We start from the raw sequence: 22,814 nt of genomic DNA, 5'->3' as shown, positions 1-22,814 counted from the left end.
TACCAAGCCGGGCAATTGATCGGCCGGTCGTTTTCCTCCGCTCTATTGCAATTACCCGGTCGCGTCCCATCTATTCCTGATGCCGCAAAGCGGTGACAACGAGAGGCACACATGAAATCAGAACAAGCAATCCTGGCCGGCGGATGTTTTTGGGGCATGCAAGACTTGATCCGCAAAATGCCCGGCGTGACGTCCACCCGCGTCGGTTACTCGGGCGGCGACGTGCCCAACGCCACCTACCGCAACCACGGAACGCACGCGGAAGCGATCGAGATCGTGTTCGACCCTGACGTGATGAGTTACCGCCAGTTGCTGGAATTTTTCTTCCAGATCCACGACCCGTCCACGGTCAATCGCCAGGGCAACGATACCGGCATGAGTTATCGCTCGGCCATTTTCTTCACCAGCGACGCGCAGAAGGCGACCGCGCTCGACACCATCGCCGACGTCGATGCCTCCGGCATGTGGCCCGGGACAGTGGTCACCGAGCTGGCGCCGGCGGGGCCGTTCTGGGAAGCCGAACCTGAGCATCAGGACTATCTGGTGCGCAATCCGTCCGGCTACACCTGCCACTTCATCCGCAAGGACTGGCGCCTGCCGCGGCGCGACCAGAACGTCGCCTGAGCCTCGTTGAGGTCCCGCGCATGACATCGGACGCGCTGCCAGTGCCAGCGCGTTTGTCGCTGCCGCCGCGCCAGCACTTACTCCGGCGCGACGGCCTTTTTCTGACGCCGCAGGAAGCGCCGCAGCACCATGCTGCTTGCGGCGGCGATCAGCAATAGCGGCCACAGTCCGGCCAGCGCCAGGAAAAATGTCAACAAGCCTTCCCAGCCGCCGCGCAACTGATCGCGCAGCTGGCTGGCAAAGCCGGGACGGTACTGGCGGTACACACTGTCCACATCCACGCGCTCGCTTTGCAGCACGCGCGATGGCTGGAGCAGTGTCAGGTCGATGGTGCTGAACGCGACCCGGTCCTCGAATTCCTTTTTCGCGAGCAGGGCGGCATCGCGCGTGGCCTTGACGTCGCTGCGCATGGCAATCGCGTCCGTCTTTTGTACCAGCTTGCCGCCATCCCGCACCGCGTCGCCCAGTTCGCCCTGGGTTTCCTGGTCGCGCATGGCTTGCAGTTGCTGGCGCAGCACGTCGAATTGCGCGTCGTGGGCGGCGTATTTGCGCGCATCCAGAAACACCACATGACCGGCAATCGCGCGCAGGAATTCCTGGGTCTTGGCACTGGGCACGCGCACGATCAAATGCGCTTGCACGGTGTATTCGCTCAGCTCGATCAACTTGCCGTCGCCGCCCGGATGGCGCTGCGTATTCGTGCTTTCGGTACTGATATCGTTCTTGACCACGAAACCGCCATGGCCGGCCACGGTGTCTTCGATCCCCAGTGCGGCCACATACACATCCTTGACGCGAAAGTGCGCGCTCGCCGTACGGATGAACTTGCGCTCGTTGTTGTCGATGTAGGTGGATGCGCCCCCGGCCATTTGCTCGCCGGCGCTTGCCGTGGTCAGGGCCTTGGCAGAGGCTGCTGGCGCCACCTCATTTCCCGCCTGTCTGCGCGCGCGTAGCTCTGGCAGCGGTGGCGGCGCGGCAGCCGGCGCTGCGGCACTCTCGGCCAGCGGGGCGACGGCAGCGACTTGCGCCGATTCCATCGTTTCTTTTTTCGAGCATGCCGCCATCAAGGCAAGCAGGGTGAGGCAGCCGGCGGCGCGCGTTACGGGGTTCAGGTCCATCATGGCAATCCTTGCGTTGTCGATCGAAGAAAGCAGCCATCCGGCGCATTGGCGGCTGCGATAAGACGGGCAATTGCATCGCCCTTGTTCTTTAAACGATGCGACGAGGAAAACGGGGTTAAACGCGGCCTCAACAGCGCAGGTGGGGAAGGGATGGGCTGGCGGCGCGGGCACGAGGCCGCGCACCGCCAGCGAACGACGCGCTTATGCTACCAGGCGCACGCCGGGCAGTTTTTGCAGGGCGAGCTGTTGCAGCGGCTGGTCGTGCTGGTCGCAGCGGGCGCGCAGGACGGCCAGTTCAACAATTTCCGGCCGGCTGGCAGGGGCGTTGAGCAAGTTCTTGTACCAAAACGCGTCCAGCGAGTCGCTGCTGTGTGCGCGCATCCGTTCGTCGATTTCCATCTGCAGGCTGGTCAGGCACTGATACGGATCGACCGCCACGCCGAAATGGCGCTTCATCATATTGCGCACCTGGACGGTCGACGGGCTGACGACTTTTTTGTCGAAAATATAGGAACCGATCACCAACGCGACCATAAGAAACATCGCCAGTCCGGAGAACACCTTGATTCCGGTGTGCCTGGCCTGAAAGGACATTAAAAAGAACAGAAACACGACCGGTAGCCATACGCGCATGTAGCCGCACAGGACCGAGCGGACATTCATGTTGTTGAGCTCGAAGGAAGCGCCAGTTTTGCCGTCGACATAATGGCTGCTCATCGGAAACAGGGGCAGATACCACAGGTGTCCGAAGACGGTTTTGACCGACGTGTCACCCACCTTGTGCACGGCGCCATAGGTGCGCTTACCCCATACAATCAACATGCTCTCTCCTGAATTGGTCCGCGTCCGGTTCGGGCGGATAACGAGTATGACTTGTCTTTGTGCATTACTCAATCAGCAATGATGGGTGTAACTAAGCAATATCATTTTCAAACGTTTTACTGGGTAAAAATACAACATTGTCGTGCGGTATTTGCCACAGCGGCTGCATATTTCTTTATTTCAACGCTGCTATCATGCTTTTTTACTGACGAATGGATGAAAAGTGATGAGTCGTGCAGCACACCGCTTGAACCGACGGCAAAGGAAGAAAAAGCATGTTGGCGAGTTTCAGGAGTTCTGCTTCGCTGTCGACGCCCGCTATCGCAGCGAGCCAGACCGGCCCGCGCTCTACCCAATGATGGACGCGTTCATCGACGTTGCGATCGAGGGGCAGGGCTTGGTGTTCGGCGGAGGTGGCACCGAGGCCTTTCACGGTATCGTGTCCTTGGGCGTGAAGTACGCACCGCTCGGCGAGCACCATCGCGCGTCGGTCGGCGCCTGGCTGGAGAATCAAGCGTTGCTCGAAAATGTCGTCGTTGGGCCGCTGGTCGATGCCTGGACTGATTCCGCCTGATCTCATTCGATATTGACATTTATGTCATGCGCAATGATATCGTTTGACATGCGTTGATGTTTCAACGCCATTTTCCCAAGGATGCCAATGGGCTGTTTCAAAAGGTGGCCCCAAGGTCTTGCAAACTTGTCTGGCGACGCGGCCCTGGACGACTGCGCCATGCGCACCCTGGACGGGATCGTCCGGGCGGCGCTAATCGCATCGGCACTGCTCGCCGTGCAGGCCCGGGCAGCCGAGCCGGTGCGCCTATTCGATGCGGCCGAGGAATGCAGCGAATTTTCCCAGGCCGGCATGCGCGAGTGCCTGGCCAAAAAGGCCATCGACAGCGCGGCATCGCTGAAAAAGGCCGAGGCCAGGGCCGCTGACGCCATTTCCAGGTGGGACGAAGACGCCAACTACATCAAGGCGGCCCAGGCAAAGCTGCGGGAATCCGGCGCCGCCTTTGCCCGTTATCGCCAGGCGCAGTGCGCCTTCGCCACCTCGCTCGCGGGCGGCGGCGCCGGCAATTCGCACGAGATCAGCCGGCTTGCCTGTGTGGCCGACATGAATGCGCAGCGCGCGATGGAACTGTTCCGCGAAACGGACACCCTGGCGCCGAAATAATCTTTTGGGCCTTCGCATCAGGCGCCGCCGAGCCCGCGCGCGATCTCACCGGCCTTGCGCGCGCTGATCGACTTCGTCAAAGTCTGATCTCACGCGCCTTGCCGCGCCATGCCACGATGGATGACGGGCAGGCGATCACGGCAAGCAAGCGGTGAGCGGCTCCGGCGCAACGTCGATAATCACCAGGCTGCCGTGGCTGCCTGCCAGCACCGTGTGTGCGACGCCCGCCTCGACCAGGTACAGATGACCGGCTTCCACCGTCACCGGCTGGCCAGCCACCTCCAGCATCATCCGCCCGGATATGACCAGCAGCGCCTCGTTATAGTCGTGCACTTCCTCGCCGTACGCCATCTCGTCCATGCGGAGCAGCTTGACGCGGGCGGGGCCGACCCGGCCCAGGATGGTGGACTGCCACGCGCGCGGCAGCGCCTTGGCAAGGCTGGTGAGATCGCATAGCGGCATGTTCCGACTCCTTCAATTCATTCCACAAACGTCTGTTCCACCCGCTCCGACACCAGCATGTACGGCACCCAGATCAGCGCCATGAGCAGCGAGCGCACCAGATCGGTACTGGTAGCCGGGTCGAACAGCGGCTCAGCGGGCAAGATCAGGTGAACGATCATGCTCTCGCACACCATGAACAGGATTCCGGCCACATGCAGCACGATGAATAGCATCGGGAAGCCACGTTTCTTGGAGAAAAACAGGTAGACCAGCACGAAGGATGTCAGGAGCATGCCGCAGTTGAACGCCACTTCCGTGAAAATCAGCGGCTTCCACGCCGAATGGTAGGCGCCCGTGCCGGGCGTGGTCATGGCGACCCAGTGGGCGCTGCCGAACAAATTCACATACAGTTCCGGTAATTGAAACAGCATGCGTAGCGGCGTGAACAGCACGCCGATTCCCACCATCAGCAGCCAGCCATTCAAGCCTTCCAGGTCTTTCTTCAGTTCGCTCACTTCCTACTTCTTTCATTGATCAGGCACGGCGGCATCTTATGTGATCCCACCGATAATGCCTAAAGAAATTCGGTCGCTTCGCCGAGCGGGGCAGCCACGATCCTGTCGATCCAAACCATTTCCTTGCGGCAGATTGGCGCACGCATGAACATGCCCGGCTGCATGCCACGCTGGCGCTGTCCAGGCACAGGCGGCGCGCTGATGCCGGCCAAACGATCGGCGCATGTTCAGGTCGCGTCAATAATAGTACTTGGTGGCCTTGGTCCATTTACTGGCCGGATACAGCTTGTGCGCCACCTCATACGCTTCGCGCGAGTACCGTGCCCGCAATTGTTTTTCCTCGGGTACGGCGGTGCCGTACGGGCATTCCATGCGGGTCGACGCGACCAGGAAGTGCAGTGCTTTCGGCGCCTCGTCGTCCACCGGCTTGGTGCGTGCCCACTCCAGCAGGGCGGGCGCCAGGAACTCGGTGCGCAGGGGCAGGCGCAGCAGCATCTCTTGCTCCCTGGCCGCTTCCGCCGTGCGCTGCGCACCGAGGAAACGCGGCGCCGGCATCACCACGTGCGGCGCCACCGGCGGCCGTCCCGCCGTCCCGGCACAACCCCAGTAGCGCGACTTGTCGTCCCTGTCGATGACCGAAGGCTGCAGCTCGGGCGTGTTGACCAGAATCAGCGCGCCAGCAAGTCGACGCCCGGGGCCGCTCGCCGCCTTGCGGTAGCGCTCGTACAAATGCGCGGTGCTCTTGCGCGTTTTAGCTACCGCATCGAGCAGTCCGAGCGCGGTGTCCTCGTCATTGAAAATGAGCGCGCGTGTCAGCATGGTTTCCTGCAGCATGGGCTTCCATGCCGGCGGCAGCAGCGGATGCTTGAGCAGCACCTTCAGTTCCGCCATCGGCAGATGGCGCGAGACGGCAATGCCGAAGTCCTCATCGGTCTCGGCGGCATCCGCCGTGGCCGCCGCATCGATGGCCTCGCCCCGCTCGACCGGATCGGGCCGGCGCCGCGCCGCCTTGAGGAAGTCATCCACCGTGCCGGCCGACACCATCTTGAGCGCGAGAAAGCGATTGGTGGTTGCCACCGACATCTGCTTGCCGTGGGCCGACAGCAGGCGGTCGATATCCTTGTCGGCGCGCTCGGCCTGCTGTTCGAGCAGCGCCAGGCGCGCCAGGTGGTATTGCAGCGTCTGGTACAGCGGATGCGAGGCCGGCACGGCGGCCGCCGCCTTGCGCTCGGCCGCCGTCAGCTCGTTGGCGCGGGCCATGGTGAGCAGCGGCGCCAGCCAGAGCGGCTCTCCCTGCTTGAGCCAGCTCTTGCGCAGAGCGTCGATGGCGCTGGCGCGCTGCCTGGCCTGGTCCACCGACACGTCACCGGACCCGAGTCCGGCCTGCATGCCGGCAATCCAGGCGGTCATCGGCTCCCTGGCCGCGAGGGCGCTGTTCGGCTGCGTATCCATCATCTTGTCCATCAACACCAGATAGTCGCTCAGCATGCGCGGGGTATCCGGACCGAACGGTTCCTTGTCGAGCGCACGCGCCAGCGCGGCCAGCCGTTCGGCCGGGTTCAGGCGTGCTTCGACCAGGGTCACCATTTGCCGGGCAGGGCCGGACGCCTGGGCCAGTGCATCGAATTCCTGTTTGGCCTGCGCCAGCGCCTCGACGCGCTCGCGCGCCGCCGGCTGCTTCTCGCGCAGCGGATAGTCCAGCACGGCCTTGCGGATCAGCGTGCGCGCGGCCAGGTAAGGCGCCAGCGCCTGCCATGGCGACTTGGGCTGGCGCGCGATCGCCTGGAATTGCGTGCGCGCCAGATCGAAGTTGCGCGCGTAGAAATTGGCCGCGGCCGTCTGGTAGGCGTGGTCATCCCTGAGCCAGTCCGGTGCGTTGGCCGGCAGCGGCGGCGGCAGCTTGACCACGCGTTTCGGCACCGGCTCGCCGAATCCGTGCGGCGGCTCTTCGCAGTTCGAGAACACCGCGTCCTGTCCCTGCAGCCACAGCTTGAACCACGCATCGGGCTTGCCGCCCGCACCCAGGCGCGCGCGGGCGGCCATGGTGACGCCGGCCTGCCTGAACGCATCGGAATGGCAATTCAGATAGCTCTCGCTGTCGGCCGTGTCGGCGCTCGGGTCGATCCAGATATCGGCCGGCAGCGCCGCTTGCGCCGCGTACGGCGAGCGCGCGGCCAGCCAGGCATCCGCGCTGTTTTTCTCAGGGTCCACGCCAGCCCAGTCGCTGGAACGGCCCACGTGCCAGGTATTGAGGCCCAGTGCCGCCACCTGCTGCCTGGTCAGCGCTCGCCCGCGCGCGGCCTGGTACGCCAGGTAGTGGTACACGCGCCAGTAACTGCCCGGCACCACGCCCAGATTGCCGGAGGCGAACAGTTCGGCGTTAGCGGGCTGGAATTCGGAGGCGAAGCGGTTGGTCTGGAAGTCGTCGCCGCCGCTGGCCGAGGCGGGCAGGGCCACCATCCACAGGAAGGCGGAGGCGAGGAGGGAACAGGTGCGGGATAGGCGCATGGCTTAGGGTCTCGATGGAATGGATGAACGGGGAGCGCTGCGCAGCGCCTGCCAGCGGGCGGCGCTCCAGGCTTGCGGTGAAAAATAGTAGTGGCGGCCTTCGCGCACCGCCATCATCGGTTCGTCGGTGGAAAAGCCGATGGCCGCGCCGCAACGCGCGCGGGTAAAGCCGCGCTGCTGCAGCAGGCGGGCGCGCAGGGCGTGCTGATCGCCACCCATGCGAAAGGCCATCGGCACCACTTCGTCGGCGGCGATATCGTGCAGCCAGTAATCGTCCAGGCACCACGAGGCCAGCGCCGTGACCGACAGCGCGATGGCGGGGTCGAGGCGGGCGCGGATGGCGCCGATGGTGCGCGCCAGGAAGGGCCGCTGCGAGCGGCGCACCTCGAAGTCGAGCTGCACCACCTGGCGGTTGGCGCGTCCGGCCAGGCGCAGCAGTTCGTCGGCGACGCGCCGGCTCTGCGCGTCGGTGAGGGCCGGCGGTCGGCGCCACGACATATCCACGTGCAGCACCGGCACCCGCGGCACGCTGGCGGCCAGCAGCAGCGGCGCGGCGCGCCGGTAGACCAGCGCTTCGTCGCCCTGCAGCAGCACGGTCGAGGCGACGTAGGCGACGCCGACACCGGCGGGCAGCCAGCGCAGGTCTTCCGGCCGCTCCCATGCCCAGATCATGTGAGCGGGCAGGGCGGCCAGTGCCGGATGGGCAGGGGGCCGGATGCTGGCGCTGCTATCCATCCTGAGCGTCAGCAGCGCGAGAGAACTCAACAGAAGCGCTAGTGGGCGTCGCATGGTCGGTCGTGGCAGCATGATGAGGGCGGTATCTTACTCCGAGTTACTCCGAGTCGCCTTGCCTTGTGAAAACTGCCCGCGGCGCCATGCGTGCGTCATCGAACGGTGTGCGCGGGAACGCGCTGTCAAGCTGTGAGGATACGGACGCACTACGCGCCACACCGGAGAACACCATGTCAGACAATCCGCTCGAACCGAATCCCCAGGACTACGACCGCATCAACGTCAATGTGGAGGCGGAGCTGGTCTACTGGACCGGCCAGTTCGGCGTCACCCGCGCGCGCCTGGCCGAAGCCATTGAACAAGTCGGCCCGCGCGTGGTCGACTTGCAGAAATTCCTGGGCATACCGGTCGTCGGCACCGACTGAGCAGCCCGCTGCGGCGGCGTCCGGCGCCGCTGACTCTCCGCCTTCGCCTCTGCCGCCAGCCGCGCGGCGGGGCGCCTTGTCACGTCGTTCGCCCTCCGACCGCTATCGCATTCCTCACCGCAGCGCCACGATATAAAACTGGCAATTCCGTATGGCGTACGCGACAGTATTGCCAAAAACGTCGAATCGCGCCCCTGTATCCCACAAAATCTACGCTATATTTGTTTCCGTTGACACCCAACAAACCGTGTCCAGATTTTTGACCAGTCCGCCATCCGCGCGTGTGACCGGTCCCTTTGAAACGGAATCTCCGATGTCGACGAACCGCACCCCCGGCCTGAAGCGCCATGTTGAATTGTCCGCACTCGAACCGCGCATGTTGTTCGACGGGGCAGCGCTGATATCCTGGGATGCGGCCACGGCAGCGCCGCAAGCGCCACCGCCAGCCGACGCGCCCGCCTCAGCCGGACCGGTCCAGATCGTCTTCATTTCGCCCGAAGTCGCCGACCCGGCGCAGATCCGCCAGGCCTTCGGCGCAACCGCCGAAGTGATCGAGCTGGCGGCCGGGCGCGACGGCATCGACCAGATCAGCGACATCCTCGCCGCCCGCCACGACGTGGCCGCCATCCACCTCATCTCGCACGGCTCGGATGCGTTTATCGCGCTGCCCGGCCAGGCGCTCAGCAGTGCCACCCTCGACGCGCGCGCCGCCCAGGTGGCCGCGTGGTCGCACGCCTTGACCGCCGACGCCGACATCCTCGTCTACGGGTGCGATGTCGCCGCCGGCCAGGCCGGCGTGGCCCTGGCCGAGCGCCTCGCCGCGCTCACCGGCGCCGACGTGGCCGCCTCCAGCAACGACAGCGGCGGCACCGCCGGCGCCGACTGGACGCTCGAATACCGCACCGGTGCGATCGCCGCCCCGGCGCTGTTCAGCCCCGGCCTGGGCGACGGCGCCAGCTATGCCAACCGCCTTGCCACGATCAACCTGTCGGGCTCCACCGGCTGGACCACGATCATGAAAGGCCCGGTACGCGATCCTTTCAACGATACCCAGGCCGGCGCGGCCGACACCGACATCATCGGCGACGCCACCCACGGCTCGCTCTACACCGCCTACGACGACAAGGGCACGGCGGCCACCGGCGACGACACGCTGGTGTTTCGCATGCGCATCGACAACCCGACCAGCGTCACCAATTTTTCGGGCGTGGCCATCGTCGGCATGGATGCCAACCGGGACGGGCGGGTCGACCTGTTCTTCTCGGTTGATGGACGCAACAACGGCCAGGCCGTGCGCCTGCTCGACCCCGGCACCGGCGCCAACGTCTCGCCGAATACCACCTCCACCTCGGCCCTGCCGACCGGCTGGCTGCCGAACAATGGCGTGTACGCCTTCTCGCCATCCAACTATTCCGTGGTGGCGGTGTCGGCCGCGACAGATTCGGACTGGGCCCCGGCCGCCGTGCCCGCGCCCGGCAGCAGCAACAGCAACCTGACCGGCGCCAACGGCACCGACGTGTTCATCAACTGGCGCGTGCCGATCGCCGATATCGCCATCGTGCTGGCCAAACCGTCGGCCACCGACCGCAGCGGCGTGGCCGGCCCGCGTGGCGCCGGCGGCATTGCCAACTACGGGAAAGACACGGTGGTGCAGTACATCAGCTTCACGCAAACCCAGACCGGCCCCATCAACGGTGACCTGAACGGGGTCGGCGCGGCCTACGACAAGAACGCCACCTTCGCCGCCCTGGGCGCGTTCACGTCGCCCATGTCGGCTGCCAATCCGGTGCCGGACGGGCTGTCGATCACCATTAACGAACCGGTCGGCGACGGCAAACTGGCCGGCGCGTCGGGCGCCACGGAGGCTGCGGCAGTCACCCTGTCGGGCGGCACCAAGGCTGCGGCCGGTGCCACCGTCAGCCTGGTCATTACCGACAGCGGCGCCGGCAGCACCAATGCCAGCGCCACCGTCGTCGCCGGCGTCAACGGACTCAATACCTGGAGCGTATCGAACGTCAACCTGTCCGGCCTGGCCGAAGGTACCCTGAGCGTGGCCGCCTCGGTCACCGAAAGCGGCAGTACCGCGACCGATACCGCCACCGTCGTGCTCGACAAAACCGCGCCGCTGGTTGCCATCAACCCGCTCGCCACCACCACGGCCGGCACGCCGACCCTGAGCGGCACCTCCGACCTGCCCGACGGCGCAGTCGTGACCTTGACGCTCGACCCGGACAACAACCCCGCTACCGCCAATGTGCTGTACCAGGTGGTGGTGGCTGGCGGCGCCTGGACCCTGAATACCGCCACTGCCACGCCGCTCTCGGGCAGCCTGCCCGCCGGCGGCCTGACGCCGACCACGAAAATCACGGCCTCGGCCATCGACGCCGCCGGCAATGTGGGCAGCGCGGTCGGGCTGAACCGGCCCACCGTGACCAGCCAGAGCACCGGCTCGACCAGCCCGACCATCGGCGGCAGCTGGACCAACGTGGCCGGCGACACGCTCACTGTCAAGCTGTACACAAACAACGCGGGCAATCCCGGCAGCTTGCTGGCCACGTACACCCTGGTGCCGGCCGGCAACAGCTGGAGCGTCGACCTGGCCAGCGCCATCAAGGACGGCGGCGGCACCGTGGGCGCGCTCGCGCCCGACCAGACTTACCAGATCGTGGCCGAGGTCACGCGCGGCGGCGCCACCGTGGCCGACACCACCAGCGGCGAGTTGGTGATCATCGGCGGACCGAGCATCGATATCGTCGACAACGATGGCGTCAACGACGACAACGTCACCGTTACGGTGCCCAAACCCACCTTTGCCGGCACCTCGTCGGTGCTGAGCGGCTTCATCACGGTATCCATCGACCCGACTGGCAATGGCACGACCGACCGGATTACCTATTCCGTGCAGACCGATGCCAGCGGCAACTGGAGCCTGGATACCAGCGGGCCGTTGCAGCCAGTAGCCGGCGCGATGCCGGTGGCGGGCCTGTCGGGCAGCGCGGTGGTGGTGGCCAGTACCCCGCTCGACGCGAGCGGGCAGAGCGCCAGCAACACGCAAAACCTGAGCGTGGTCATCCCGGGCATCACGATCGGAACCGCCGCCAACAACCTGACCGGCATCGAGACGACCATTGCCAACGGCGGCAGCCTCGCCAATATCATCACCGGTGACGGCATCTTCAACATGGCCGAGGACGATTCCGTCATCGTCAGCGGTACCACGACCAACGTGGCGCAGGGCAGCTCGGTGGTCATCACCATCTCGGACGGCACGCTCGACTACACCAAGACCGCCGTGGTGGCCGCCAACGGTACGTTCACGCTGCTGTCGTCCGGCGCCGGCACGGCCAACGACGGCAACGCATTCGATCTGTCGGCCCTGAACAGCGCCGGCCTGACCGTGACGGCGACGGTGCTGGGCACCAGCGCGCAAAAGGCCATCATCCACGACAAGATCGCACCGCAGATCGTGCTGACCACGCCGTCGATCATCAAGACCAGCTCCCCGGTCGTCACCGGCAACGCCAACCTGCCGGCCGGCTCGGTCATCTCGCTCGTTACCGACTATCCGCAAACCGGCTTGAGCGCGACGGTCGACGCCAACGGGGATTTTTCGACAACGCTAAGCCTGAGCAGCAACGGCACCGTGAAGATTACCGCCTCGTCCAGCGCCACCGACCTGGCCGGCAACAAGGTCGCCAACGCGGAACAGACGGTGGCCTACCAGACCCCGAACGTGAATCCGCCGGTGGTCACCATCAGCGGCATCACCGGCACCGGCAGCGGCGACACCACCATCACCAGCAGCGACATTCTCGGCGGCGTCACCATCTCCGGCACCTTCGCCAATACCAAGACCACGGCCAGCGGCACGTTGACGCTGTCGATTACGGACGGCGTGCACACCAAAACCAATGCCGACACCGGCGTCACCCTGACCCGTAACATCAACGGTACCTGGAGCGCCGTGCTGACCGAGGCGGTGGTCAAGAGCTTCAACAACGGTCCCCTGATCGTGAAGGCCCAGCTGACCGATACAGTCGGCAGCGGCGCCGGCACCTTCTACACCGTCTCGGACGTGACCCAGCCGACGCTGCTGCTGGTGACCGGCACGCCGTCGGTCAGCATCACCGAGGTGGTCGATGCCAATGGCCTGGTCAACGCCACCGAGGACGACAGCGTCACCATCCGCGGGCGCGCCGTCAATGCCGCCGGCGGGGAGGTCAAGGTCACCGTCTCCGATGGCGACAACGCCACCGTCGACCCGACCGCCACCGCCACCGTGGCCGATGACGGCAGCTGGAGCGTGACCGGCATGAACCTGTCGGCCCTGAACGACGGCACGCTGACGGTGGCGGCCGTGGTCGACCCCGACCGCAACCCCGCCACCAGCGACAGCGCCAGCACCAGCACCACGACCGTGCATGACAAGACCGCGCCGGTGCTCAACATCACGGCGGCGGCCAGCGTGGCCAATAATCTGCCCCTGATCACCGGCACCAGCGCCGGCCTGGCCGCGGGCGCCACCGTTACCGTTACCATCAACAGCGACCGCACCGGCGCCGTCGAAGCGACCTACAGCACCACGGTGCAGGCCGACGGCAGCTGGCGCGTGCAGTCGGCCATCCCGACTCCGGCCGACAGCATCATCATCGCCACCGCCAGCGACCCGGCCGGCAACGCCGCCAGCGTGGCGGCCACGTCGATCATGGCGATCAGCCCGGACAGCGGCACGCCGGCCGACTTCATCACCAACCAGCGCAACCTGACCTTCAGCGGCAGCGCCGCACTGGGTGCGACCGTCACCCTGCGCCTGAACGGCACCGTGATCGGCACGCCAGTGGCGGACCCGGTCACCGGCGTGTGGACCTTCGACTTCAGCGCCACCTCGCTGGCCAACGGCAGCTACACGCTGACCGCCGCCACCACCGTCAACGGCAACGGAGCGCTCAGCACCCAGACCATCGTCATCGATGCCCAGGCGCTGGCCATCGGCGGCATCAGCGCCGACAGCGGCGCCGGCGCCGACTTCCTCACCAGCGACACCACGCTGGTGTTCAACGGCAGCGCGACAACCGGCGCCATGGTGAGCGTGACGCTGGAAGACGCCAGCGGCGCCGAAGTCTTCCGCCAGCTCGCCAGCGCTGCCGGCGGAGCGTGGTCGGTCGACCGCAGCCTCGATGCCGCCCTCGGCGACGGCAGCTACACCCTGCGCGCCGCCGTCACCGACGCTTCCGGCGTCACCAGCACCGTCAGCCGCGCGATCGTGATCGACACGCGCGCCGATATCGGCATCACCACCAACTACAAGACGGCCGATACCAGCCCGGTCTTGCGCGGCACCACCGACATCGAAGTCGGCCGCGCGATCGCGGTCGACGTGGCCATCAGCGGCGGCGGTACCCTGAGCTACACCACCACGGTGGCGCCTGACGGCACCTGGAGCATCGATACCGGTGATGCGGTCCCGGCGGGCAGCGGCGGGCCGGTAGCGTTTTCCAACGGCGCGCAGCTGACGATTACCGCCAGCGGCACCGACCTGGCCGGCAACAGCGCCAGCAGCAGCAAGGCGATGGTGATCGACATCGCCGCGCCGGCCATTGCCATCACCACCGAACTCGATTACACGGGCAGCAATACGCCGAACGGCATCCTGGTCGCCAGCGAAGACACCAGCGTGATCCTGCGCGGGTCCACCAGCGGCGTGCCGGACGGCGCCACGTTGTCCATCACCATCACCGACGGCGTTACCACGCTGGCCGACACCGCCACCGTCAGTGCCAACGCGTGGCAGCTGGCGCCGGCCAACCTGCGCGGGCTGGCCAACGGCACCATCACCGTCACCGCCACCTACCTTGATGCGGGCGGCACCCCGTACGTCGCGGTGGCCACCGTCCTGCACGACAAGAGCATCGCCGGCGCCAACGCCACCATCGACAGCATCAGCACCGACAGCGCCATCGCGGGCGACTTCATCACCTCCGATAACACGCTGCTGTTCCGCGGCAGCGCGGCACCGGGCGCGCTGGTCAAGCTGGTGATGACCGGTCCCGGCGCCGGCGGCAATGTGTTCGCCAACGGCCTGACCGTCACCGCCGATGGTGCCGGCAACTGGAGCTACGACTTCCAGGGCAGCACGCTCGCCGACGGCAGCTACGCCCTGAGCGCGCAGGTTGGCCTCGGCGCGGTCGCTACGCAAACGGTGATCGTTGACACCGCTGCGCCGAATGGCCCGGTGAGCGTGGTCCATCCGCTGGTCACATCCGACAGCACGCCGCAAATTTCCGGCAGCGTCACCCTGGGCGCCGGCGAAACGCTCGCCGTCACCGTCAACGGCAAGACCTACCTCGCCGGTGATGGCCGCCTGAGCGTCACCGGCGCCACTTGGACGCTGGCCATTCCCGAGGCCGACGCCCTCACGCCCGCCAGTGCCGGCGCCGGCTTCGACGGCGTGTACCAGGTGGTGGCGACCATTCGCGACGTCGCCGGCAACATCCTGGCCGACAGCAGCAGCAACGAGCTCACGGTGCAGGATCTGGCCGCGCCCGTGATCGACCTGGCGCCCTCGAACGGCGCCACGCTTGATCGCAGCGTCGCCAGCGTCAACGGGGGGGCGGTCAGCCTGGACGATGGCGCCGATCCTCTGACCCTGGTCGATGCGAGCAACCGGCTGCTGCGCCTCACGCTGGCCGTGGGCGGCCTGGCGGGAGCCGACGGCGCCAGCGAGAAGCTGGTGTTCGGCGGCACCGTGGTTGCCGCCGACGGCAGCGACAGCGTCACTACCCGCACCGACATCATGGTCGGCGGCGTGCGCGTGAATCTTTCTTACGCCGCCGGCGTCTTTTCCATCCAGCGCTACGATTTCGCCGCCATGAGTGCGGCCGAAGCCCAGGCTGTGGCGCGCGACATCAGCTATCGGAACGACGCCGGCGCTGCCTCGACACTCGGCGCGCGCACGTTCGCATTCAGCGCGCGCGACGATGCCGGCAATGCTGCCGCCAGCGCCACGGCCACCGTCAACGTCAGCACCAATGCCAACGTGCCGGCGCAGACGGTGATTATCACCAGCATTGCCGACGACGTGGCGCCGGTCATCGGCACGGTGGCCAACGGCGGCGCCACCAACGACGCCGCGCCGGCGCTGGCCGGCACCATCTCGGCCGGATTGGGTGCCAACGAGGTCGTGGGCGTGTACCGCAACGGCGTCCGGCTTGGCGACGCCACCGTCAGCGGCACCGGCTGGACCTACGCCGACAGCGGCCTGGCCGACGCTACCCACAGTTACACCGCGCAGGTGGAGAACTCGCTGGCCGGCACGGCTGGCACGGCATCGGGCGCATACGCCATCGTGCTCGATACCGGCGCCCCCGCGCAAAACGTCACGATTGTCTCGATGACGCGCGACAGCGGCACGCCGGGCGACTTCATCACCACCGACGGCGCCGCCGGGCGCACCGTGACCGGCACCCTGGGGAGTACGCTCGCGAACGGCGAGGTGCTGGAGCTGAGCTTCGACGGCGGTGCGAACTGGGTCGTGGCCAGCGTCGACGGCACCGGCTGGACGGCGCTCGACGCCGGCGTCCACACCGGCAACTGGACCATCACCACCCGCATCGTCGATGCTGCCGGCAATACCGGTGGCGCTGCCACGCAGAACGTGGTGCTGCAAGGCGCGGCCGGCACCAGCGTGGCCATCACGGCGGTGACGGATGACGTGGCGCGCGTCACCGGCATCATCGCCAGCGGCGGCGTCACCAACGACAACGCGCCGGCCATTTCGGGCACGCTGTCCGCGCCGCTTGGCGCGAACGAGATCGTGTCCGTGCTGCGCGACGGGGTCAAGATCGGCAATGCAAGCGTTAGCGGCGCCACCTGGAGCTTCACCGACAGCGCCCTGGTGAACGGCGCCACGTACAGCTACACCGCGCGCATCGACAATACCGCTACGCCATCGACCGGCACACCATCGAACGCCTACACGATCGTGGTCGATACCGCCGCGCCGGCGCAGGGCGTGGCCATCGCCGCCATGACGCGCGACAGCGGCATTGCGGGCGACTTCATCACCAGCGATGGCGCCGCCGGCCGCGTGGTCAGCGGCACGCTCACGGCGCCGCTGGGAACCGGCGATGTGCTCGAAATCAGTCATGATGGCGGCGTCACCTGGAGCCTCGCAACCGTGACCGGCAGCGCCTGGGCGAGCACCGACAGCGCTGCGCATGCCGCCGGCTGGACCATCTCGGCGCGCATCGTCGACAGCGCCGGCAATGTCGGCCCGGCCGTCAGCCGGGATGTCATTCTGTCCGGCGCGCCCGTGCAGACAGTGGCCGTTACCGCCATCGCCGACGATGTCGCGGCGCTGACCGGCACGGTCGCGAGCGGCGGCGTCACCAACGATACCGCGCCTGGGGTGAGCGGCACCATATCCGCGCCGCTGGGTGCGAACGAGGTGCTGGCGGTGTACCGCAACGGCACCCGCATCGGTAACGCCAGCGTGCTGGGTGGCGCCTGGACCTTCGCCGATGGCGGCCTGCTCGACGGCGCCAGCTACAGCTACACCGCCCAGGTGGAAAACCTCGTTACAACGCTGGCAGGCAGCGCTTCCGGCGCATACGCGGTGAGCATCGACGCCAGCGCGCCTGCGCAGGGCGTCGTCATCGTGGCGATGACACGCGACAGTGGCATTGCCGGCGACTTTGTCACCGGCGACGGCGGCGCGGGACGCGTGGTGACGGGCACATTGTCTTCGGTGCTCGGCACCGGCGAAGTGCTGCAGGCCAGCTTCGACGATGGCGCAAGCTGGGTCGTGGCCAGCGTCAGCGGCACCGGCTGGTCTGCCCTTGATGCGGCGGCCCACAGCGCCAACTGGACTATCACGACGCGCATCGTCGACGCGGCCGGCAATACTGGCGGCGCCGCGGCGCGCGCGGTGGTGCTGCAGGCCGACCCGGTGCAGGCGGTTGGCATCAGCAGCATCACCGATGACGCTGCGCCTTCGACTGGCACGGTGGCCAGCGGCGGCATCAGCAACGACACCACGCCGCTGCTGGCCGGCACGCTGGCCCTGGCCCTGGCGCCGGGTGCGAACGAGGTGGTGGCTGTCTACCGCGACGGCACGCGCATCGGCAACGCCAGCGTCAGCGGCGCGGCATGGACTTATGCCGACAGCGGCCTGGCGGACGGCGCCACGTACGCCTACACGGCGCGTGTGGAAAACAGCGTCACAGGTATCAACAGCACCGCCTCGGCCCCGTACAGCATCACGATCGACCTGGGTGCGCCGGCGCAAAGCGTGACCATCACGACCGTCGTTGACGATGTCGGTCCCGTGACCGGCACCGTCGCCAACGGCGGCGCAACCAACGATAGTGCGCCAGGCGTGAGCGGGGCGTTGTCCGCGGCACTCGGCCCGAATGAAGTGCTTGCGGTCTACCGCAATGGCGTACGCATCGGCACGGCCAGCGTCACCGGTACCGCCTGGAGCTACGCCGACAGCGCCTTGGCCGATGGCGCCAGCGTCAGCTACACGGCACGCGTGGAAAACAGCGCGACCGGGCGCGCCGGCGTACCGTCAGCCGGCTACGCGCTGCGCATCGATACCAGCGCGCCCGCGCAAACCGTCACCATCGAGACGATGGAGCGTGACACCGACGCCGCCGGCGACTTTATTACCAGCGATGGCGGAGCGGGGCGCACCGTCAGCGGCACCGTTTCGGCACCGCTGGCTGCCGGCGAGCTGCTGGAAGTGAGCTTTGATGGCGGCGCCAGCTGGGTGCCGGCAACGGTCGGCGGGACTGGCTGGAACGCGCCTGACACGGGCGCACATGGCGGCAACTGGAGCATCGTCACGCGCCTGACCGACGCCGCCGGTAACGCGGGCGGCGCCAGCACGCGCGCCGTCACGCTGACCGATACCGGCATCGTCTTTACGCCCGATACCCTGCCGGCCGCTGAACCGCTGTTGGGCGCCGATGCAAATTCGACCGGCGTCACTGCGCCTGTCGCTCCCGTCATCGTCGACGCGCCCGTGGCGCCGGATGCGGCGCCTGCGCAGGCGCCAGGCCCGGCGCCGCTCGACAGCGCCGTGCTGGCGCCGGGCATGCCGCTGGTGGCGGCCGGCGTGCCTTCCCCGGTGCTGGCGAGCGGCTTGCGCGCCACCGGCCTGCTGACGCAGGAGCCGGTACGCGTCAGCGTATTCGAAATCGAGACCGGCAACACCGCGACCGGTACCTCGCGCGTGGGGGAATCGTTCAACCCGAGCGACATCGGCGCCGGCTTCTCGATCAATGTGCGCCAGGCCGACGGCAGCGCCGCCGACAAGGATACGGTGCGGCTGGTTTCGGCCGTGGTGCGCATCGACGATGGCCTGGTGCCGCAGCGCGACCAGCTGGCCCTGACCGTCTCCTCGCCCAACATCACGTCGGTATTCGACGCCGCCACCGGCACCATGGTGCTGAGCGGCGGCGCCTCGGTGACCGAATACGAGAAAGTGATCCGTGGCCTCAAGCTGCGCGATGCCGATGGCAGCGACGTCAAAGCCAAGCGCACGATCCGCTTTACCATCAAGTCGGAGGCGGGCCAGGTCCAGCAGGGCGCCAAGGAGTATCGGGGCCCGGAGGCAGCGCTGGAGGGGGCACCGCCACGGCCTGGCGGCAGCGCCGATGCGGGCGAGGCTGCGCGCCCCGGCAAGACCGGTCTGGTGGCACAGATCGCCAATGCGCACGCCCGGCAAACGCAGGGACGCGACCAATTGCTGGCGCTCGCGGCGCGCCAGCGCTAACTCCGGAGAAGCCCGACCGACATGAACCAACCACACCACAGGGAACCTTCCATGCTCATCAAAGTGATGCCGCTTGCTCTCGCCGCCGCCATGCTGGCCGGTTGTACCCTCACCCCGGTGGTGACCACCGAGGCCGAGCGACAGGCGCGCGTGAGCAGCGACCAGCAGGCGATGTTCCGCGACCAGGAGCCGGTCAGCGGCGAGCTCAGTTTCGCCGACGTGCTGGCGCGCGCCTACCAGTACAACCTGGAGAACCGCGTTAAGCTGATGGAAAACGCGCTGCTGAAAAGTCAGCTCGACCTGGGGTTCTACGACATGCTGCCGCGCCTGACCGCGGCGGCCGGCTACACCACCCGCAACAACGATCCGGGTGGGACCGCGATGAACTTGCGCACCGGGGTGGTCCAGACCGACGTGTCGGTGGCCCAGGAACGCAGCCGCAACACCGACCAGCTGACCTTTTCGTGGAACGCGCTCGATTTCGGCCTGAGCTACGTGCGCGCGCAGCAAAGCGCCAACCAGGCGCTGATCGCCGAGGAACGGCGCCGCAAGACGCTGCAGAACATCACGCAGGAGGTCTACACCGCCTACTGGCGCGCGATGGCGGCGCAGCGCTGGACCGCGGAGATCGACCGCCTGCATGGCGTGGCCGAGACGGCGCTGACCGATTCGAAGAAGATCGAAGAGAAGCGCCTGATGCCGCCGCTGCAGGCGCTGATCTACCAGCGCGGCCTGCTCGAAATCGTGCAGCAGTTGCGCAGCCGCCGCAACGAACTGGAAAGCGCGCGCATCGAACTGGCGGCGCTGATGAATCTGCGTCCGGGCATCGCGTTCCGCCTCAAGGACAGCGGCGCCGAGCCGGCCATGCCGCCGATGCTGGACGTGGCTGCGTTGCCGCGTATAGAAGACTATGCGCTGGTCAATCGCGCCGAACTGCGTGAAGAAGACTACCGCCTGCGTAACAGCGCGCTCGAAATGCGCAAGACGATGCTCAGCATCCTGCCCGGCCTGTCGTTCGACACGGGCTTCCAGTACGACTCGAACAAATATCTGTACCACAACAGCTGGTACGAATCGGGCCTGCGCGTCTCGTTCAACCTGTTCAAGGCGTTCTCGCTGCCGGCCGCGCGCCGCCAGCACGAGGCCCAGGTCAAGGTCGACGACACGCGCCGCGCGGCCCTGACCATGGCCGTGATGGCGCAGGTGCGCATCGCCGCCGAGCGCTATCGCCAGAGCATCGAGGAATTCGAACTGGCGCGCCGTCTCGACGGGATCGATCAGCGCATCAACACGCAGATGGCGAACGCCGTCAAGAGTTCGGCCGAAAACGAGCTCGAAGCGATTCGCGCGCAGGCGCGTGCAGTGCTTTCCAGCCTCCAGCGCGCCAACTCGCAGGCCGCGATGCAGGCCGCACATGCGCGCATGCTCAATTCGATGGGCGTCGACCTGGCCATCCCATCGCAGGCGGCCAGCCTTGCCGACTTCTCGGCGGGCCTGGACCGGAGCCTGCAACGCTGGAGCGTCGACCAGATTCTGCGGACCCAGGAGAGCTCCAAACCATGACGCGCATGCCGACGGTATGCGCCTTCTCGCTATGTGCTGTTCTTCTGCCGGCGCTGGTCATGGCCCAGACCAAGGCGCCTGTGCCCGCGCCGGCGGCAAAAAGCGGCGATCCGATCCGGGTGCTGCTGGTGCCGGAAAACGAAGCGGTCATCTCCAGCCAGATCGCGGCGCGCATCGTGGCCTTGCCGGCGGCGCTGGGCAGCCGCATTCGCAAGGGCGACACGCTGGTCCGCTTCGACTGCGCCGAACAGGCCGCGCGGCTGAAAATGAGCGAATCGGAACTGGCCTCCGCGCGCGAAACCAACGCCAGCAAGCAGGAACTGAAAAGCTACCGCTCGGCCAGCGAACTCGATGTACGCCTGGCCGCCAGCGCGGTCGACAAGGCGCTGGCCCAGGTGAACGTGGTCAAGGCACAAATGGGTTACTGCAGCATCAGCGCGCCGTTTTCGGGGCGCCTGGTGCGCCTGCGCGCGCGCGCCCACGAAACCGTGGCCGCCGGCCAGCCCTTGCTGGAGCTGATCGACAACAGCGCCTTCCGCTTCCAGCTGCACGTGCCATCGCGCTGGCTCAGCTGGCTGGGGGAGGGCGCCGCGTTCACCATCGTCGTCGACGAAACCGGCAAGAGCTACCCGGCGCGCGTGCGTGTGATCAATGGGCGCGTCGATCCGGCGAGCCGCACGGTCGAACTGACCGGCGCGGTCGAAGGCAAGCATCCGGAACTCATCGCCGGCATGAGCGGGACGGCGCAGTTCAATGAACGCTAGCGTGGACGCGCGCGCCGACCTGCTGGCAGGCCTGCTGTCGCTGGCGCGCGACGTCAGCCAGGCACGCAGCGAAGACCTGGCCGCGTACGCGATCGTCAACCAGACCTTCCAGCTGCTGCCCTACCATCTGGCGCTGCTGTGGCAACCATCGGACGTTGGCGGCGGCAGGGTCACCCACGCTTCCGGCCTGGCGCGAATTGAAGGCGACAGCCCGTTCGTGCTGTGGATGAATGCCTTGGCCGCACATCGCATTAAACAGCTGCCGGAGGCGCGCACGCAGGCGGCCGCACTGGGTCCAGCCGATTTTCCCGAGCGCCTGGCCAGCCAGTGGAGCGAGTGGTTGCCTGCGCATTTGCTGTGGCTTCCGCTGCCGTCGCCGGGCGAGCCGTGGCCGGGTGTCATGTGCCTGGCGCGCGCCACGCCGTTCGAGCCGCACGAGGTGGCGCTGCTGCAGGAAGCGGCCATCTTTCATGGCCACGCCTTGTGGGGCTGGCGGCGCCAACACCGCAATTTGCGCGCGCGACTGCGCAAGCGCTGGAGCAGCCGCCGCCTGCGTTTCGGCGTGCTGGCGCTGTCGCTGCTGCTATTGCTGCCCCTGCGCATGTCGGTGGTGGTCAGCGGCGAAGTGGTGGCGCTGGCGCCGCTGGTGCTGGCTGCGCCGGCCGACGCGCCGATCCGCGCAGTGCTGGTGCGGCCCAACCAGGCCGTCAAGACGGGCCAGGCGCTGTTTGCCCTCGACGACACCGGGGTGCGCAACCGCCTCGCGGTGGCGACCAAATCGCTCGACATCGCACGCGCCGACTGGCTGCGCTCGAGCCAGAAAGGTTTCAGCGACGACGGCTCGCGTGCCGACGTGGCCGCGCTGTCGGCGCGGATCGAGGAAAAACAGGCCGAGCTGGCGTATCTGGGCGAACTGGTTCAGCGCCTGACCGTCAAAGCCCCGGCCGACGGAGTGGTGGTGTTTTCGGACCCGCTCGACCTGGTAGGGAAACCGGTCGTCACCGGTGAACATATCATGACCCTGGCCGACCCGGCCCGCGTGGCCCTGCAAGCCTGGCTGCCGCCGGCCGATGCGATCGCGCTCATGCCCGGCGCGCAAATGAGCCTGTCGCTGCATACCGCGCCGCTGGCATCGGTGCCGGCCACGCTCGACGGCAGCAGCTACGAAACCGAAACCGCCCCCGAAGGCGGCAGCGCCTACCGGCTGCGCGGGCACTTCACGGGGCAGCCGCCCCAGCTCGGGCTCAAGGGAACGGTGCGTCTGTACGGCGAACGCGCGCCGCTGGCATACCACATGCTGCGTCGGCCGCTGGCAGCCCTGCGCCGGCTGATCGGCCTTTGA

14 protein-coding genes are annotated in these 22,814 nt (G+C 67.0%); 8 read left to right on the top strand and 6 right to left on the bottom strand.

Features of this window, described 5'->3' with window-relative positions:
* Window positions 1–111 precede the first annotated feature (111 nt).
* Window positions 112–624: a peptide-methionine (S)-S-oxide reductase MsrA gene (msrA, locus tag CR152_RS28850; protein WP_099880744.1), complete on the top strand. Its 513-nt coding sequence runs from the start codon at window positions 112–114 to the stop codon at window positions 622–624.
* A gap of 77 nt (window positions 625–701) precedes the next feature.
* Here msrA and CR152_RS28845 read toward each other — a convergent pair whose 3' ends face one another.
* Both CR152_RS28845 and CR152_RS33400 read right to left on the bottom strand, forming a co-directional pair.
* Window positions 702–1,745, bottom strand: coding sequence for a DUF4349 domain-containing protein (locus tag CR152_RS28845; protein ID WP_157778806.1), 1,044 nt, complete (start codon window positions 1,743–1,745; stop codon window positions 702–704).
* Between the two features lie 201 nt (window positions 1,746–1,946).
* A complete protein-coding gene (locus CR152_RS33400) occupies window positions 1,947–2,639 on the bottom strand; it encodes a hypothetical protein (RefSeq protein ID WP_157778805.1) in 693 nt (230 codons plus the stop codon).
* Between the two features lie 154 nt (window positions 2,640–2,793).
* Here CR152_RS33400 and CR152_RS28840 point away from each other — a divergent pair, with 154 nt between their 5' ends.
* Window positions 2,794–3,141, top strand: coding sequence for a 50S ribosome-binding protein YggL (locus tag CR152_RS28840; protein ID WP_099880742.1), 348 nt, complete (start codon window positions 2,794–2,796; stop codon window positions 3,139–3,141).
* A 126-nt stretch (window positions 3,142–3,267) separates the two neighbouring features.
* Entirely contained in the window at window positions 3,268–3,744 is a 477-nt protein-coding gene (locus tag CR152_RS28835; RefSeq protein WP_229413686.1) for a lysozyme inhibitor LprI family protein, read from the top strand.
* A 135-nt stretch (window positions 3,745–3,879) separates the two neighbouring features.
* On the opposite strand, the gene CR152_RS28830 is transcribed toward CR152_RS28835, so the two are convergent.
* The 4 genes from CR152_RS28830 to CR152_RS28815 form a co-directional block, all read right to left on the bottom strand.
* Window positions 3,880–4,206 carry a cupin domain-containing protein gene (locus CR152_RS28830; RefSeq protein WP_099880740.1) on the bottom strand — a complete coding sequence of 109 codons (327 nt, stop codon included), beginning with the start codon at window positions 4,204–4,206 and terminating at the stop codon, window positions 3,880–3,882.
* 17 nt (window positions 4,207–4,223) lie between these two features.
* Window positions 4,224–4,703 carry a DUF2569 domain-containing protein gene (locus CR152_RS28825; protein ID WP_099880738.1) on the bottom strand — a complete coding sequence of 160 codons (480 nt, stop codon included), beginning with the start codon at window positions 4,701–4,703 and terminating at the stop codon, window positions 4,224–4,226.
* Window positions 4,704–4,940: 237 nt separating this feature from the next.
* Entirely contained in the window at window positions 4,941–7,211 is a 2,271-nt protein-coding gene (locus CR152_RS28820) for a hypothetical protein (protein ID WP_099880736.1), read from the bottom strand.
* A 3-nt stretch (window positions 7,212–7,214) separates the two neighbouring features.
* Entirely contained in the window at window positions 7,215–8,000 is a 786-nt protein-coding gene (locus tag CR152_RS28815; RefSeq protein WP_167399971.1) for a hypothetical protein, read from the bottom strand.
* 173 nt (window positions 8,001–8,173) lie between these two features.
* Between CR152_RS28815 and CR152_RS28810 the strand changes: the two genes are divergently transcribed.
* The 5 genes from CR152_RS28810 to CR152_RS28790 all read left to right on the top strand — a co-directional run bounded on the left by CR152_RS28810 (window position 8,174) and on the right by CR152_RS28790 (window position 22,814).
* Complete coding sequence (locus CR152_RS28810) at window positions 8,174–8,368, top strand: DUF3606 domain-containing protein (RefSeq protein WP_099880733.1); 195 nt, start codon at window positions 8,174–8,176, stop codon at window positions 8,366–8,368.
* 313 nt (window positions 8,369–8,681) lie between these two features.
* Window positions 8,682–19,145, top strand: a complete 10,464-nt coding sequence (locus CR152_RS28805) for an Ig-like domain-containing protein (RefSeq protein ID WP_167399970.1) — start codon at window positions 8,682–8,684, stop codon at window positions 19,143–19,145.
* A 51-nt stretch (window positions 19,146–19,196) separates the two neighbouring features.
* A complete protein-coding gene (locus tag CR152_RS28800) occupies window positions 19,197–20,708 on the top strand; it encodes a TolC family protein (protein WP_167399969.1) in 1,512 nt (503 codons plus the stop codon).
* Window positions 20,705–21,472 carry an efflux RND transporter periplasmic adaptor subunit gene (locus tag CR152_RS28795; protein ID WP_099880727.1) on the top strand — a complete coding sequence of 256 codons (768 nt, stop codon included), beginning with the start codon at window positions 20,705–20,707 and terminating at the stop codon, window positions 21,470–21,472. The genes CR152_RS28800 and CR152_RS28795 overlap by 4 nt, the downstream gene beginning before the upstream one ends.
* A complete protein-coding gene (locus CR152_RS28790) occupies window positions 21,462–22,814 on the top strand; it encodes an efflux RND transporter periplasmic adaptor subunit (RefSeq protein ID WP_099880724.1) in 1,353 nt (450 codons plus the stop codon). The genes CR152_RS28795 and CR152_RS28790 overlap by 11 nt, the downstream gene beginning before the upstream one ends.

It is taken from the genome of Massilia violaceinigra, assembly GCF_002752675.1.
In the GTDB taxonomy this organism is placed as follows: Bacteria; Pseudomonadota; Gammaproteobacteria; order Burkholderiales; family Burkholderiaceae_D; genus Telluria_A; species Telluria_A violaceinigra.
This window is presented reverse-complemented; position numbering and strand designations above follow the sequence as displayed.